Origin of the sequence: Riemerella columbina DSM 16469, from assembly GCF_000374405.1 — a bacterium.
Classification (GTDB): domain Bacteria; phylum Bacteroidota; class Bacteroidia; order Flavobacteriales; family Weeksellaceae; genus Riemerella; species Riemerella columbina.
Window position 1 is genome coordinate 16,492 of record NZ_KB894231.1, and the last position, 16,073, is coordinate 32,564.

Genomic DNA, 16,073 nt, shown 5'->3' on the forward strand with positions numbered 1-16,073 from the left:
TTTTAACCTAAGAACAATGAATAGAAAAAGCCTATTAGCCTTTATATTATTAAGCCTTAGTACCATATCTATGGCACAAATCAAAGAGGAAAAATTAATCCTAGACCGTAAGCGTGTGCCAGAAGTAAAACGCATTGAAAAGAAAAAAACTTCGGTACCTTCGGAAAAAAACTATCCACCAGAAGAAAAATCGAATGAAGTGATAGACTATCAAATCCAAGATGTGCCTGTACTTTCGGATTTTCAGCCGTCTACCATTCAGGGGGAAGATGTATCGCCCAAATTAGGCAATCAGTATCAGCGTAATTATTTCCGTTTGGGCTATGGCAATTACAATCAATTTTTAGCCGATGGGAGTATCTCGGGGAATATTCAAGATAATTTAGAAGTAGGTGCCGATGTCCATTATACTTCCAACGAAGGCTTAAAAAATGAGTATGCATGGAAATCGGGACAAAAAGATACCAAACTAACAGGATTTTTAAATCATTATGGCGATTTGGGCAAAACAAATGTGACCACCAATATTAAACTCCACGATTTTAATTGGTATGGCGTAAATGAGTTTCAACCCGATGCCGATACCGACTTTAGACAAACTTATAGTCAGTTTGATGTCAATGCCCATTACGATTTTTATTCTAAAAATATTCTTAATTCGGTAGACTTTACTTCATCTTTTTTAAAAGACCGTTTTAATGCTAATGAAAGTCAAGTCAATTTTGGACTTAATCTTTCTAAATATGAAATAGAATTTGGACAAGATTTAAAATTAAATTTAGATTTGGGTACGGGTGTCCAACTAGTAAATACCAACTTTAAGGAATTGACACAAAATCAGTCGAAATATTTTAATGGACATCTAACTCCAAAAGTGACTTTCCAGAAAGGGGATTCTTATTTAATGCTAGGTTCAGAGTTTTCATTTTTAAATGGCTCTACGCAATCCAATCTATTGAATGAGAAACAAAACGGCCGTTTCTATTGGTTTCCAAAAGTTGAGGTTTTATTGGGTGTATCGCCCGAAATTCAGTTTTATGGTGGTGTAGATGGTGGTTTAAAAATGAACACTTACGAGTCCTTATTGAACGAAAATCCATACCTTGTTCCTGACCTTAGTTTAAAACCAACCGAAACTAAATATCAATTTTATGTAGGTATAAAGGGAACTTGGGAGGACCAGTTAAAATATGATGTTAATGCCAAGTTTGGGAAGTTAAATAATATGGCATTTTATAAAGCCAACTCGTTATTCGATGATGAACTTTATGCCAATAGAGTTGCTTATGATTTTCTAAACACTTACCATATTGCTTATCACAATGGTTCGCTTAGTGAGGTTGAAGCTAATTTACACTACAATCCCATTTCTAATCTACAAATTGACGGGGGATTAAAATTCCAAAAATTTAATTTAGACCATCAAGCGATTGTGTATAATAAGCCTTTAGTTCAAATGAGCATTGGAGCCAATTATGCTATGTTGGATAAAAAGTTAAATCTCGGTGCTAAAGCCTTTTTTGTAAGCGATAGAACAACCAATGTGTATACGCTACAACCGAATCCACTTATTGCTATTCCTAACTATAACATCTCTGAAGCAGTAGAGCATAAAGTAGGGGGCTATGCAGACATCAATCTGTCCGCAGAGTATAGAATTCATAAAAATTTTAGTATTTTTGCCCTTGCTAACAATTTAGTTGGTGCAAAATATCAAACCTATAACGGTTATAAAGTACTAGGCACCCAGATATTAGGTGGGGTAAAGGTTAGATTTTAAAGTTAAAAATTAGAACTGATTTTCTAAGAATTAAAAATAGAATATCATTTCAATATTGGCCCTATAGTTTAATGGATAGAATTAAAGATTCCGGTTCTTTAGGTTGAGGTTCGATTCCTCATAGGGCTACAAATCGCCTTTAAATAGGGCGATTTTTTAATTATACCCCCAAAAACACCCCCACTTTTTTAAAGAAACAATAAAAAAAACTCTGACTTTTCATAGGTTATGTTTATTGATTTACCGGTTCCCAAATTTTCTTTAAGTTATCAAAATTACTTTTCAAATACTTATAATTGGATTGTATCAGCATTGAAATTAGCGGAGTGTACGGCGAAGCAAGGGCAATAAAATGAAAAATAACCCCCAAAACTTCTACAAATCTCCTACACAATGCGTAGGACTTCAAAGAACTGAAAGTTATTTAAAAACAAAAGTAAGAAATAATTATCTCATATCATCATATTTGGGAGCGGCTTTGCCTATTATCAAAACCATTCAGAATTTGAAACTAAGTGGCGATTCTATCAATCGAATCGATGCGGTAGTTTCAGGAAGTTTGAATTTTATATTTAATAATTACGATGGTAAACGCACTTTTGCCGAAGTAGTAAAACAAGCCCAAGAGGAAGGCTATACCGAACCCAACCCACGCATCGATTTGAGTGGTTTGGATGTGATTCGTAAAATATTGATTTTGGCTCGTGAGGCAGGCTATCGCAAGGATATTGAGGAAGTTCAGTTTGAGAGTTTCTTACCTAAAAAAGCGATGGAAGTGGAAAGCGTAGCCGACTTTTTTGAAGTATTGAAAGAGGAAGAATTATTTTTCCAAGCGATGCTCAAAAAAGCCAAGGATAAAGGAGCGAAACTCAAGGTGGTGGCTCAGTTGTTGGACGGCAACTTAAAAGTTTCATTGCAAGAGGTAACTTCAGAAAGTCCATTTTTCAATTTGGATGGAAAGGATAATATCGTGGCACTTTTCACCGATATGTATCCTACCGAGCCTTTGATTGTGAAAGGAGCAGGAGCTGGAGCGAGAGTAACAGCAAGTGGTGTATTTTCGGATTTGCTATATGTCGCCAATCAAAAATAAAATCAGATGGGAAAAACAGTTTGTGCCTTTGCACCAGCGACCATTGCTAATGTCAATGTCGGATTTGATGTTTTAGGGTTAGCCCTTTCAGGTATTGGAGATACGATAGAAATTACGGAAAATCATCTGAAAGAAAATCGAGTGCTTGAAATCATCAGCGAGACGCCTTTACCTACCGATGCGGATAAGAATTGTTGTACGGTGGTCATTCGCAAAATGCAGGAAGCCTTGAATTCGGATTTATTTGTAGATGTACGAATTCGCAAGGGATTTGCCTCAGGAAGTGGATTGGGTTCAAGTAGTGCGAGTAGTGCCGCAGCGGCGTATGCGTTCAATGAAATCGCAGGAAAACCCTTTACAGAAGAAGAATTGATACATTTTGCAGCCGAAGGTGAACGAGTGGCTTGTGGCTTTGCCCATTTGGATAATGTTTCGCCTGCCCTTTTGGGAGGTTGGGTGTTGATTTATCAAGGTAAAACAGTTCGACTTCCTGTGCCTGAGAATCTGTATGCCGTGTCTTTTTTTCCTAATATCGAAATAAAAACCTCTTCAGCACGGAGTATCGTTTCACAAAAAACTTCTTTATCCATTACCGCGTGGCAGGCAGCAATGGGAGCCTTTGTCGCAAGTTTGTATCAAGGCGATGAGGACTTAATGCGTGCCTCTTTGAAAGATTATATCGTAGAACCCACCCGAAAGATATTGATTCCGTTTTTCGATGAAATGCGAGATAAAGCCTTAGAAAATGGAGCGATTACCTTCGGAATATCAGGCTCTGTACCATCGGTGTTCGCCTTGGAAGGATTTTTACAATCTGATGAACTCGGAATGGTACTTGCCACCGCTCACCCTAACAAATTTGATGAGGTAATGCGTAAAGCCATCGCAGATTTCCAGCCACCAAAAGTAGATTTGAGCCATTGTACTAAAGGACAAATCCGCAACGATTACCAAGAGTATCTGAAAGTGATATTGGGATAAGGCTCATGATTAGTTTAAAAGCCTAGATCTCTTTTCTTATTTTGATAACTGATGGAAGATATAGGCCGTAATACATGATGAGGGTATTATTGCACTACGAAATCCATTAGAAATATCCCGAACTGAGGCGCTTTTTGCGAAATGACAAAAAAGTAGAGAAACCAAATGTGTCGATCAAACCCTTTAGTTGGCAATTTTTTTTGAAAATTCCTCGGTCTACTTTTGAGATGATTTGGAAAAACAGTGTTAATTCTGAGTCCATAAGAAGTTTTTTTGTACAACCTCAATGATACTTTAAGTAACTTTAATACTTATTTTTTTATTTAGGACGTTATCGTAGTTAATCCGAAAATCTCATATTTGATGATCTAAAATCAATCGCTCTCATCTCTATGAAATTCTCTATCTTTGCAATAAATGAAATCCATATGCAAATAGGAAAAATACAATCACTGAAAATTGAAAAACAATCAGACCAGGGGCTTTATCTTAGTGATGAAAATGGCGAACGATGCCTGTTACCAAAAATATTCATTCGTCCAGAAATGGAACTTGAAACAGAAGTGGAAGTCTTAGTTTATCAAGACGATGGCGAACTAAAAGCCACCACAGAAACCCCTTATTGTCAGGTAGGCGAATTCGCGGTGCTCAGTTGTGTAGAGGTTTTTCCTAGCGGCTCCTTTATGGATTGGGGTATTATAAAAGATTTATTTGTGCCTTATAAACAACAAAAAGGTAAAATGGTAGAAGGTAAACGCTATATAATCTATGTTTATATTGATGAAGAAACAGGGCTACTTACGGGAACAACCAAATTTAAAAGAAATCCACAATACGATGGTTTAGAATTAAAAAAAGGCGATAAAGTAAATCTTATCCTAATGAATGAAACCGAGTTGGGCTGGAATGTAGTGATTAACCAAAAATATATTGGGTTGGTTTATGCTTCGGATATTTATGAAAAATTGTATCCGTTATCCGAAACCGAAGGTTATATCAAAAACATCAGAGAAGATGGAAAAATAGATGTATCGCTTCAGCCAGAAGGCTATCAGAATATTGATGAGTTTAAGCAGAAAATATTGAATAAATTAGACGAAAACTACGGACTGCTTTATATCTCGGACAAATCTAGTCCCGAGGAAATAAAAGAAGAAGTCCAGATGAGCAAAAAGAACTTTAAAAAAGCTATTGGTGGACTTTACAAAGACAAAATTATAGATATACTAGACGATAAAATAAAAAAACTATAATGAAAACTGTTTTTTATCTTAAAACTTGTAGTACTTGCAAACGCATCATGTCAGAACTAGACCTAGAGGGTTGGAAACTTCGAGAATTGAAATCTCAAAATATAACCCCTGAAGAACTAGAGCAACTCTATCCATTATCTGGTTCGTACGAAGCCTTATTCAGTAAACGCTCAACACAGATTAAAGCGAGAGGTATTGACACTAAGCAACTAACAGAAGAGGATTATAAAGCACTAATTCTGGACCATTATAGTTTTTTGAAGCGTCCTATATTTTTAAAAGACGATGCAATATTTATCGGGAATAGTCCTAAAACCATTGAGGCACTCAAAAACTCATTAAAATAAATTGATGCATTTGCTTGGGGTAATGTCGGGAACTTCGTTAGACGGTATAGACTTCTGCTATGTCGAAATGAATGCGACGACTTACGCTTTTAACATCATTAGTGCTGAAACCTATCCATATCCCAAGAATTGGAAAAAAATATTAAAGTCAGCTTCTACAAAATCTGCAATAGAAGTTAAGGGAATTAATGTCAACTACACCCAATACCTTAATGAGCAAATTCATCAGTTTATCCGTTCAAAAAATATTAAGACATTAGACTTAGTAGCAAGCCATGGACATACCATTTGGCATAAGCCTTCTGAGGGATTTACCCTTCAAATCGGTAATAAACAAGCTTTATCAAAAGGATTTAACATCCCTGTGGTTTGCGATTTCAGAGTGCAAGATGTTAAATTATGTGGACAAGGGGCACCATTAGTTCCTATCGGGGACCAATTATTATTTTCGGACTTTGATTATTGTTTGAATTTAGGTGGATTTTCCAATATTTCTTATGAAGGTAGCAATCGCAAGCGATTAGCATTCGATATTTGTCCCATTAACACTCTACTCAATCATTATACCGAACTTTATTTTGAAAAACCCTATGACCATCAAGGACATTTAGCCAGAAAAGGTCGGGTTGATGCACAATTATTTAATGCATTAAACCAAATTGAATATTATCAAAAACGACCGCCCAAATCCTTAGGTATAGAACAAGTGCAAGCCATTTATAGACCTTTAATTGAGTCTTTCAATACACAGCCCCACGATATACTTTGTACTTTGGTGGAACATATGGCATACCAAATAGCAAAAGTCTTAACCCTAGCCCACACTCAACCAAGAAAAGTCTTGGTGACAGGTGGCGGAGCATACCATCAATTTCTTATAGAGCGATTACAATATTATGCCCAACCAAATGATATCGTTATCCCAAATACTTACCTTGTAGAATATAAAGAAGCCCTCATATTTGCACTGTTGGGATTATTAAAATGGCAAGGTAAAAATAATGTATTGTCCTCGGTAACAGGCGCAAAACACGACCACTCTTCGGGAGTAATTTATCATTAATAATGTAGATTAATCGAAATGTTGTGTGGAGCTATCATCTTTATTTTTATGCCAAATCCAAAGCCCTACACTAATCCCTACTGCCCCACCTAAAGCGGTTAATAATGCTCTGTATAGGCGATCTGGTGCATCACTACCAATATAATTCATCAAAAATACAATGATAAAAGTGATGATAACAATGATATAAAATTTAGAATTTTTAAAGTTCATATTTTTTATTTTAATTGATAAGAAATCATAATTCCACCTCTATACAACAGCCATTCACCACTTCTGTTCCAATGCTCAGCACTGTCATATCGACTGAGAAAGTAAGGGGGTTTTTCCGATGGCTCATACCCATGATAATACCCTTGAGAATTACCTCCACCTAGAAATAAATCTATGTTCCATCGGCTTTTCCATTGATATTGATAACCGATGGTACCCCCCAACATATAATTAAATCCGCGCTGAAATTTTTGATGATTGATATAGTTCCATTTCGTTAAATCGAACACCCCTAAGCCTCCATGAAGACCTACATACCAACCTCTAAAAGCTTGATCCAGATAATAGCGTCCCTCCAAATGTCCCATATAAACCTGGAAATGATTTCCCTTTACCGATTTCCATGGCGAAGCCGTACCATCCGCTTGCAAAGTATAGTGATCCGATAGTTGATACTCTACTCCAACATTAAAAATCAATACAGGTAAAAATAGTGTATTCCCTTTTAAATAGAGGGAATGCTTATCGTCCAACAATCCTATATTATTTATTGTTTGCTCCTTTTGTCCAAAAACGAATAATGGAATGACTAAGCCTACCAACTTGAATAATTTCATAGTACAAATGTATAAAAAGAAAATAATAATTAAAGTAGTCTCGAAATATATTTAGAAATAATGTAAGAGTTAATAATTGAAAACTTATAAATCTTAAAGTATAAGAATTAATCTATCTGTTATTCTTTGAATTATAAAGCTATAATAAAAAATATACTAATATTTTTATTTTAGTATAATTTTTTACCATATTTGTAAGGTAATTAATTTCTAATATAGTCATAAACAAAACAAAAATATTGTCGAATATGGCAAGTTTATTGTTTTCTAACTAATGTTAAAAGGTTGAAAAATAAAATTTTCTCTTATACACGAAATATCAAAAAATCAAAATTATGACAAATAAAAAATCAAAAAAAAAATGAACGATGAAAAGTTAATGAAACTTTACATAGATGAGGTACTTACCAAAGGTGAACGCCCAAAATCGGTATATCAATTTGCAAAACAACATCAAATGGATGAAGCAGAATTTTATGGTTTCTATTCAAGTTTTGATGCTATCGAACGCTCATTTTTTACCGTATTGATGGTGAAAACCTTAGAAGTGTTACACAAAACCAAAGAGTATAAAGACTACGAAGCCAAGGATAAATTATTAAGTTTTTACTATACCTTTTTCGAAAACCTAAAAGCCAATCGAAGTTTTGTATTGTTTCTATTAAAAGAAAGTACCTTGCCCTTGCAAAACCTTAGCAAATTGAGCGATTTGCGTACCCATTTCTTAGAATATATTGAAGCCATTGGCATTGACACTGTGAATATTCAGCAAAAAGAAGTACAGAAAATCCAACAAAAAGCCCAAAAAGAAGGGGCTTGGTTACAATTTTTGAGCATTCTCAAATTTTGGCTCAATGATGACTCTAAGGATTTCGAAAAAACCGATGTGTTTATCGAAAAATCCATCGATATAGGCTTTGAATTTTTTGATGCCAATCGATTGAACAAATTATTAGATTTCGGAAAGTTTCTTTTTAAGGAAGGAAAACGAAGTTTTTTTGAATAAGGAAACTAATCATATGCTGAAACAAGTTTAGCATGACAAGTAGGATTCAAATCCGAAAAAGTTGTACTTTTTAAGGAATGAAATCCAAAAAAGTCGAAAAACCGAAAACAAAAAATTATGAAAACTGTAAATAAAATACCGAAATCCAAAATAGAACGCACCACAAAGTTTGTAAAAACAGGGGCAAAAGTGGGGCTAAATTACCTCAATTATTACAAAGATAAACTCACAGGAAATGAGGAAAACGCCCGACAGAAACTCAACGAAAACAATGCGGAAGATATTTACGATTCGTTGTCAGAAATGAAAGGCAGTGCTTTGAAAGTCGCCCAAATGCTGAGTATGGAGAAGAATATTTTACCAACGGAATATATGGATAAATTCTCACTCTCGCAATTTTCTGTTCCGCCACTTTCGGCACCGTTGGTACAAAAAACTTTTCGTAAATATTTTGGAAAAGCACCGCAGGAAATTTTTGATTCGTTTTCGCCCGATGCTATCAATGCGGCAAGTATCGGTCAGGTGCATCAGGCGACCAAAGATGGGAAGAAGTTAGCCGTAAAGATTCAGTGCCCAGGGGTGGCAGAAAGTATTTCTTCGGATTTGGCGATGGTTAAGCCCATTGCGATGCGAATGTTCAATCTGAAAGGAAAAGACAAGGAAAAATATTTTAAAGAGGTAGAAGATAAACTTATTGAAGAAACGGATTATATTTTGGAAGTAAAACAGAGTCAAGAAATTGCCAAAGATTGTGCGCATATTCCACATTTGAAGTTTCCGAACTATTATCCCGAATATTCCTCTGAACGGATTATCACAATGGATTGGATGGAAGGTCTGCACTTTTCGGAATATACCCAAACGAATCCAACGGCGGAAGAACGCAATCAAGTGGGACAGGCTTTGTGGAATTTTTATATGTATCAAATTCACAAATTACGTCGCGTACACGCCGACCCACACCCAGGGAATTTCTTGGTGTCAGATAAAGGTAATTTGATTGCTTTGGATTTTGGCTGTATTAAGCACATCCCAGAGGATTTTTATATTCCTTATTTTGAGTTGATTGTCCCAGAAAACCTCAATAATCCCGAGTTTTTCCAATCAAAAATGTATGAATTGGAAATCCTACGAAAAGATGACAGCCCTGAGGAAGTCCAACTTTTTACGCAATTGTTTCACGAGATGATTAGCCTATTTACAAGACCTTTTCATCAAGAAGTTTTTGACTTTTCAGACAAACAATTTTTCGATGAGATTTATGCTTTGGGCGAGCGATTTAGCAAGGACCCACAAATCAAAAAAAGCAATGGAAATCGAGGGTCGCGACATTTTATCTATATGAACCGAACTTTCTTTGGATTGTATAATTTACTAAGTGATTTGAAGCCGAATCGTATTGAAACGAAGAGGTATGGGGTGGAGATTTGATTTTCTACAATTTTAAAATCAGTTGTATTTTTTGTGATTTCCTATTATTTTTTTCGTAAGTTTGTGAGAGTGAGTTGGGTTATTTTATCTACTTAGTTATTAGTTATAGGTTGAACTTAAATGCATAATGATGAAAATTAAGGTATTTAACATCAGGTTGGACAAAGAGAACTTTGAAAGAGATCAAGAAAGTTTAAATACATTTCTTGAGAAAGTAGAGTTTAAAAAATCTTCAACAAAATTAATAGAAGGGAAAGTTAATTATTGGACTATACTAATTCACTATAAGGAAATCGAAAAGAACTATATAGAGGATGTAGAAAAAGAAGATCTAAACGAGGAAAATCTTAGTGAATACGAAAAGCAAATAGTCGCCTATTTCAAGCAATGGCGATTTGACACTGCAAGGAATGAAGGGTTGCCTACTTATATGGTTTTGACAAATAAGTCTATTGTGTCTTTGGCTAAAAATAAACCTAGAACAGTCGAAGAATTGGAGCGTATTTTTGGAATTGGGGAACATAAAAAGGAAAAATATGGGGAGGATATTATTGCTTTACTAAATTCTATTTAACTCTATGATTACTAGCTTTACCACTTCAAATTATACAAATCTAAAAGGATTTATTGCTGAATTGATTTGTGAATATCATTTTTCCAAACTGAATTATAATGTAATCCCTCTTGGAAACGAAAAAATATCTGGATTACTTCCAAGCATTAGTACACTTTTTAGCGTTGATGATGCCATTGTGAAGGATGGAACCTACGATAGTAATACATTTTCGATACTACAAAACTTAACACAACACCTACCTGATTTTGTTATTTGGAAACTAGCCTATATTCAAAATTTTAATTCTAATAGAATCCCAAATAAAAATATTTTAAAAATTTCATTTGTTGAAGTAAAATATAGAAGAAGCATAAAATCAAGAGATTTAAATATTGAAAACTCAGAAGGGAATGATCCTCTAAGTTTGTATAAATATCTAAATTTTATAGAGGAAAAAGCAAAAGAGAATAATTTAGATATCAATTTGATAGACTTTTATGTATATCTGATCACATACGATAATCGTAATAAAAAGCATATCATACTTTTTGGAAAAGTATTGAAAAATCCAGAAAAAGAAGGGAGCTATAAATTAAATTTATACGATAAAGTTAGAGATAATTTTAATCGGAAAACAGGGAATAAATGGGATGATTATAATCGTTTATTAGATTTTCTACAGTTTGAAGATTCAAAAAAACTCAATTATCTCTTCAATCAAAATTTTATTATATCTATAAAGAATAAAAGTGAAAGCGAAATTCGCAGACTTGTATTTGATAAACTTAATGAAATAGATTACTAGCCATACTACAAGATTCTAAAAACCATAATAAAATAAAAACTATGAAAATCGTATTATCAGGAGGGACAGGCTATGCAGGGAAATTGATTCAAAATCATTTCAAAGAGGCAGAATTTTATATTTTGACGCGGGGTGAGAAAATTTCCAAACAACCTAATATCCATTATGTGCAATGGGATGGAAAAACCATTGGCGATTGGAAAAAAGCCTTAGAGGATACCGATGTACTCATCAATCTGGCAGGGAAAAATATTAATTGTCGATTTACTGAAGAAAATAAAGAAGCCATTTTACAATCGAGGATAAAATCTACTGAGCTATTGGGAAAAGCCATTGAGCAATGCCAAAATCCACCCAAAATGTGGCTCAATGCCTCGACAGTGGCAGTCTATAAAGAAAGTTACGAGGAAGTTCGTACGGAAGATTCACCTACCAATGGGGAAGATTTTCTTTCGCAAGTAGGACAACAATGGGAGGCGGCATTTCATCGCTTTGCTGAGGGAAAAACGAAAAAAGTGGCATTTAGAATCTCGCTAATTATGGGCGACCACGAAGGAAGTGCCTATCAAACTCTTAAAAAATTAGTTAAATTTGGCGGAGGAGGCAAGGCAGGCTCAGGAAAACAACGCGTGGCTTGGATTTCTGAACAAGATTTTGTGAATGCGTTGGAATTTATTATTGATGAAGAATTAGAGGGAGCCTTTAATTTTTGTACAACTAATGCACCAACCAATGCCCAACTGATGAAAGCACTCAGAGAAAAATACCATATGCCATTCGGATTACCAGCCCCAGAGTTTCTAATTAAAATCGGTGCTGTTATTATGGGAACGGCCCCCGAATTGGTGTTGCGTAGTCAGAATGTATATCCCAAGCGATTAACGGAAGTGGGATTTGTGTTTGAAGATACGAATGTTAAAACGATTGAATCGCATTAATTTTATCCACAATTTCTAAAGCCACTCTCAATGCTTCTGTACCATCTTGTAGAGAAACTTCTACGGCTTTGTCTGCATTGATGGCATCGGCAAAGGCATTCAATTCGTCTAAAATGGCATTATTAGGTTGGATATTAGGATATTCAAAAATAATTTGGGACTTCTCCCCTTCTGCATTTTCAATAATCATATCAAAGTCGGAAGGTTGTTCTGGAGCGTTTTTCATTCTGATGACTTCTGCTTTCTTTTCTAGAAAATCTACGGAAATGTAGGCGTCTTTTTGGAAAAATCGGCTTTTACGCATAGCTTTCATAGAAATTCTAGAGGTCGTTAAATTGGCAACACAACCATTCTCAAACTCTATTCTGGCACTGGCGATATCTGGTGCTTTAGACACCACGCAAACGCCTGAAGCTTGTACATTTTTAACTTTAGATGGAACTAAACTCAACAAAATATCCAAATCGTGAATCATCAAATCTAAAACTACGGAAACATCTGTTCCCCTAGGATTAAATTCTGCCAATCGATGAATTTCGATGAACATGGGATGGTTAATATAGGGTTTAGTTGCGATAAATGCAGGGTTGTAGCGTTCCACATGCCCTACTTGGGCTTTAATATTTTTAGCTTGACACTGCTGAATGATGCTTTCTGCCTGTTCCAAAGTTTGGGTTACGGGCTTTTCTATAAAGAAATGTTTGTTATGATTAATGGCTTTTTGCGCGTAATCGTAATGGTATAGCGTAGGGGTTACAATATCTAGCATTTCGATTTGAGACATCAATTCTTCAAAACTATCAAAATATTGATAGCCAAATTCTTGCTCCAATTTTTTACCATTATTTCGGTCTTCATCATAGAACCCTACCAAATCGTATTTATCCGATTGTTGTAATAATTTTAAGTGAATTTTACCCAAGTGTCCTGCACCTACTAAACCTGCTTTAATCATGTTATTTTAAAATTTACTACCGATTAATGCAGACAAAGTTAATCATTTTTATATTTCTAAATTCATTAAACCTTAAAAATTTAGATTTAAAGGGAATTTAATAGTTCTTGATAATAAAATTAGGATTTAATAATTTGTGTACCATACCAAGAAAACGCCTCACCTACTTCAAAATCGAATAAGGTTTCCATAATGGAAGGCACAAGTGAGACGATTCTCATAATCACTAAGACGATGTATTGATTTTATGGCGTCTTAGTTCTTTATTCATTTTTTTTAACACACCTTTAGCCCCAATTTTCACAGAGTTTTCTGCGCTACCTAATAGCCTTGCATTGCCTTTGTAAGTGTCGTAGGTCGTTTCAATGATAAAATTACCCTCAGCGTCGTAGAGTTTAGCACTAACTAAAACTTGATTAGAAAATACATATTTCCCAAAACCTACTTTAAAATATTTAACTTTAGGAATAAGTGCCACCTGAGCGCCGTTATTTGTGCAAATTTCCTTTACATAGTCTACATCCACACTATCGTAAGGCATTAGGGTATTAATTTTAGTCAATTTTACCTCTTCGGCGTCTTTCAAAAAATCACTAAAAGCATTATAAAATGCTTGGTCGGTTGGTTGGATAATTTCGGGCAAATAAGGCTCTACCTCGGGTTTAAAGTAAACGATTCTATTAACTTTCTTAATTTTAATGCCTTTATTAACATACTCGAGGCTATCCCCCAAAGCCGCACACCGAATGGTAAGCATTCCAACAGCTAAAAGACTTAAAAAGATAATAGGTTTTCTCATGATGTTTTTAATATAAAGAATATTTGTATCCCTTATTATATGCAAAGATACTGCCTAAAGAGCTATTAAACAAAAGAATTGCATTAATTTTTTAGGATAAGATTTTGTATATCAAAAAAATGCTTTATATTTGCATCCTCATACATAATAATCATTAAAATAATATTGGAATGTATTTAACAAAAGAAAAAAAAGCGGAAATTTTCGCAAAACACGGAAAGTCTGCACAAGACACAGGTAGTACAGAAGGGCAAGTGGCTCTTTTTACTTACAGAATCAACCACCTATCTAAGCACCTTAAGGCTAACCACAAGGACTTTGCTACGGAAAAATCTCTAGTAAAATTAGTAGGTAAAAGAAAAAGATTATTAGATTATCTTAAAAATAAAGATATTGAAAGATATAGAGCGATTATCGCTGAATTAGGATTAAGAAAATAATCAACTTTAAAGCAACTCCACAACGGGTTGCTTTTTTATTTATCAATAGTCCTGCTATTGATATTTTATTATGCTCAAAAAAATCCTTATTTTTGCAACATTCAAATAAAACATTATGTTCAATAGTTTACAAGATAAATTAGATAAAGCACTACACAATCTCTCGGGGCGTGGTAAAATTACGGAAATCAATGTTGCGGAAACGGTAAAAGAAATCCGCCGTGCCTTAGTAGATGCCGATGTTAATTATAAAATAGCGAAAGACCTTACCAAAAGAGTACAAGAAAAGGCACTCGGTCAAGATGTACTCACAAGTTTGACGCCTGGTCAATTAATGACCAAAATCGTCCACGATGAATTGGTAGAACTTATGGGTGGAACTCAAGAAGGCATTAATCTTTCTGAAAAGCCAACCATTATCCTTATCGCAGGTTTACAAGGTTCGGGTAAAACCACTTTCTCTGGTAAACTCGCCAATTATCTAAAAAAGAAAAAGGCTAAAAATCCATTATTGGTGGCTTGTGATGTGTATAGACCTGCGGCTATCGACCAGCTGAAAGTATTAGGAAATCAAACTAATATTCCTGTTTATACCGAAATAGAAAATAAAAACCCTTCTACCATTGCGGAAAATGCCATTAAGTTTGCTAAAGAAAACAAACACGATGTTGTGATTGTGGATACCGCTGGTCGATTGGCTATTGATGAGCAAATGATGAACGAAATTAAATCGGTTCATTATTTCATTAAGCCTACCGAAACCCTTTTCGTGGTAGATTCCATGACGGGGCAAGATGCTGTCAATACAGCTAAAGCCTTTAATGACGCCTTAAATTTTGACGGTGTAGTACTCACCAAACTCGACGGGGATACGCGCGGTGGTGCAGCATTGACGATTCGTTCGGTAGTAGATAAACCCATTAAGTTTATTTCTACTGGCGAGAAAATGGAAGCGCTAGACCTCTTCTACCCTGAAAGAATGGCAGACAGAATTTTAGGAATGGGAGATGTGGTGTCCTTAGTGGAAAGAGCGCAGGAGCAATTTGATGAAGAAGAAGCAAGAAAACTTCAAAAGAAAATCGCTAAAAATGAATTTGGTTTCGACGATTTCTTAAAGCAAATCCAACAAATCAAAAAAATGGGTAATATGAAAGACCTATTAGGTATGCTCCCAGGTGTTGGAAAAGCGATAAAAGATGTAGATATAGACGATAATTCATTTAAACATATAGAGGCAATTATCCAATCGATGACGCCAGAGGAAAGACGCCGACCAAGTATCATTGATATGAGCCGTAAAAAGAGAATTGCTAAAGGTTGTGGTAGAAAACTAGAAGAAGTCAACCAATTAATGAAGCAATTTGAACAAATGGGTAAAATGATGAAAATGATGCAAGGTCCACAAGGTAAACAACTCATGGCAATGATGGGGAAAATGGGCGGCGGAATGCCAGGTATGGGTGGACTATTCGGAAGATAAAAATTAAAAGCGAAGTGATTTAAGGTAGTATCTCATAAACTGTGTAAGTTAAAAAGAGGTTTTGAAAACTAGTTTTCAAAACCTCTTTTTAACTTAATTTGCAATTTTAAACATGATTTAGATATGATTGACAAAAATGAACTTCTAAACAGTAAGGAATTTTATAAGTCCTTCAAGAATGGAGAAGACCTAAACTCTTTCTTCAAAGAACTACACAAGAAAGCCATAGAGCATATGCTTTCGGCAGAACTTGACGCTCATTTAGACAATGAAAAACACGAGAAAACCAAAGATGGTAACTACCGCAACGGGTATG

Annotated in this window: 18 protein-coding genes and 1 tRNA gene; 15 read left to right on the plus strand and 4 right to left on the minus strand. The window is 35.0% G+C overall.

The window, feature by feature from the left end:
- Positions 1-16 precede the first annotated feature (16 nt).
- From C237_RS0105805 to C237_RS0105840, 7 genes are all read left to right on the plus strand, one after another.
- On the plus strand, positions 17-1,780 hold the full coding sequence (locus C237_RS0105805; protein WP_026315517.1) for a TonB-dependent receptor: 1,764 nt from the start codon (positions 17-19) through the stop codon (positions 1,778-1,780).
- 57 nt (positions 1,781-1,837) lie between these two features.
- Positions 1,838-1,909 (plus strand) — tRNA-Arg (locus C237_RS0105810).
- Positions 1,910-2,132: 223 nt separating this feature from the next.
- Positions 2,133-2,873 (plus strand): homoserine dehydrogenase family protein, encoded by a 741-nt coding sequence (locus C237_RS0105820; protein WP_018675559.1) that lies wholly within the window; start codon positions 2,133-2,135, stop codon positions 2,871-2,873.
- A gap of 6 nt (positions 2,874-2,879) precedes the next feature.
- Complete coding sequence (locus C237_RS12980) at positions 2,880-3,854, plus strand: homoserine kinase (protein WP_018675560.1); 975 nt, start codon at positions 2,880-2,882, stop codon at positions 3,852-3,854.
- Positions 3,855-4,282: 428 nt separating this feature from the next.
- A complete protein-coding gene (locus C237_RS0105830; protein ID WP_026315518.1) occupies positions 4,283-5,107 on the plus strand; it encodes a CvfB family protein in 825 nt (274 codons plus the stop codon).
- Positions 5,107-5,454 (plus strand): arsenate reductase family protein, encoded by a 348-nt coding sequence (locus C237_RS0105835; RefSeq protein ID WP_026315519.1) that lies wholly within the window; start codon positions 5,107-5,109, stop codon positions 5,452-5,454. The genes C237_RS0105830 and C237_RS0105835 overlap by 1 nt, the downstream gene beginning before the upstream one ends.
- A gap of 4 nt (positions 5,455-5,458) precedes the next feature.
- Positions 5,459-6,517 (plus strand): anhydro-N-acetylmuramic acid kinase, encoded by a 1,059-nt coding sequence (locus tag C237_RS0105840; RefSeq protein WP_026315520.1) that lies wholly within the window; start codon positions 5,459-5,461, stop codon positions 6,515-6,517.
- 9 nt (positions 6,518-6,526) lie between these two features.
- On the opposite strand, the gene C237_RS0105845 is transcribed toward C237_RS0105840, so the two are convergent.
- Positions 6,527-6,730 (minus strand): hypothetical protein, encoded by a 204-nt coding sequence (locus tag C237_RS0105845; RefSeq protein ID WP_018675564.1) that lies wholly within the window; start codon positions 6,728-6,730, stop codon positions 6,527-6,529.
- Between the two features lie 5 nt (positions 6,731-6,735).
- On the minus strand, positions 6,736-7,347 hold the full coding sequence (locus C237_RS0105850) for a DUF3575 domain-containing protein (protein WP_018675565.1): 612 nt from the start codon (positions 7,345-7,347) through the stop codon (positions 6,736-6,738).
- 361 nt (positions 7,348-7,708) lie between these two features.
- Here C237_RS0105850 and C237_RS0105855 point away from each other — a divergent pair, with 361 nt between their 5' ends.
- From C237_RS0105855 to C237_RS0105875, 5 genes are all read left to right on the plus strand, one after another.
- A complete protein-coding gene (locus C237_RS0105855) occupies positions 7,709-8,353 on the plus strand; it encodes a TetR family transcriptional regulator C-terminal domain-containing protein (protein ID WP_018675566.1) in 645 nt (214 codons plus the stop codon).
- 117 nt (positions 8,354-8,470) lie between these two features.
- On the plus strand, positions 8,471-9,784 hold the full coding sequence (locus C237_RS0105860; protein ID WP_018675567.1) for an ABC1 kinase family protein: 1,314 nt from the start codon (positions 8,471-8,473) through the stop codon (positions 9,782-9,784).
- Positions 9,785-9,911: 127 nt separating this feature from the next.
- Entirely contained in the window at positions 9,912-10,358 is a 447-nt protein-coding gene (locus C237_RS0105865; protein WP_018675568.1) for an HRDC domain-containing protein, read from the plus strand.
- A 4-nt stretch (positions 10,359-10,362) separates the two neighbouring features.
- Complete coding sequence (locus tag C237_RS0105870; RefSeq protein WP_018675569.1) at positions 10,363-11,145, plus strand: hypothetical protein; 783 nt, start codon at positions 10,363-10,365, stop codon at positions 11,143-11,145.
- 41 nt (positions 11,146-11,186) lie between these two features.
- Positions 11,187-12,083 carry a TIGR01777 family oxidoreductase gene (locus C237_RS0105875; protein ID WP_018675570.1) on the plus strand — a complete coding sequence of 299 codons (897 nt, stop codon included), beginning with the start codon at positions 11,187-11,189 and terminating at the stop codon, positions 12,081-12,083.
- Here the strand turns inward: C237_RS0105875 and C237_RS0105880 are convergent.
- Both C237_RS0105880 and C237_RS0105885 read right to left on the minus strand, forming a co-directional pair.
- Positions 12,061-13,038 (minus strand): Gfo/Idh/MocA family protein, encoded by a 978-nt coding sequence (locus tag C237_RS0105880; RefSeq protein WP_018675571.1) that lies wholly within the window; start codon positions 13,036-13,038, stop codon positions 12,061-12,063. The two genes, C237_RS0105875 and C237_RS0105880, sit on opposite strands and share 23 nt — an antisense overlap.
- A 226-nt stretch (positions 13,039-13,264) precedes the next feature.
- Positions 13,265-13,837, minus strand: coding sequence for a hypothetical protein (locus C237_RS0105885; RefSeq protein WP_018675572.1), 573 nt, complete (start codon positions 13,835-13,837; stop codon positions 13,265-13,267).
- Positions 13,838-14,007: 170 nt separating this feature from the next.
- Here C237_RS0105885 and rpsO point away from each other — a divergent pair, with 170 nt between their 5' ends.
- From rpsO to C237_RS0105900, 3 genes are all read left to right on the plus strand, one after another.
- The gene (gene rpsO, locus C237_RS0105890; protein ID WP_018675573.1) at positions 14,008-14,277 is read left to right on the plus strand and encodes a 30S ribosomal protein S15; all 270 of its coding nucleotides are present in this window, start codon (positions 14,008-14,010) and stop codon (positions 14,275-14,277) included.
- 115 nt (positions 14,278-14,392) lie between these two features.
- On the plus strand, positions 14,393-15,757 hold the full coding sequence (ffh, locus tag C237_RS0105895; RefSeq protein ID WP_018675574.1) for a signal recognition particle protein: 1,365 nt from the start codon (positions 14,393-14,395) through the stop codon (positions 15,755-15,757).
- Between the two features lie 123 nt (positions 15,758-15,880).
- The coding region (locus C237_RS0105900; protein ID WP_018675575.1) for a transposase at positions 15,881-16,073 on the plus strand (193 nt) is incomplete at its 3' end.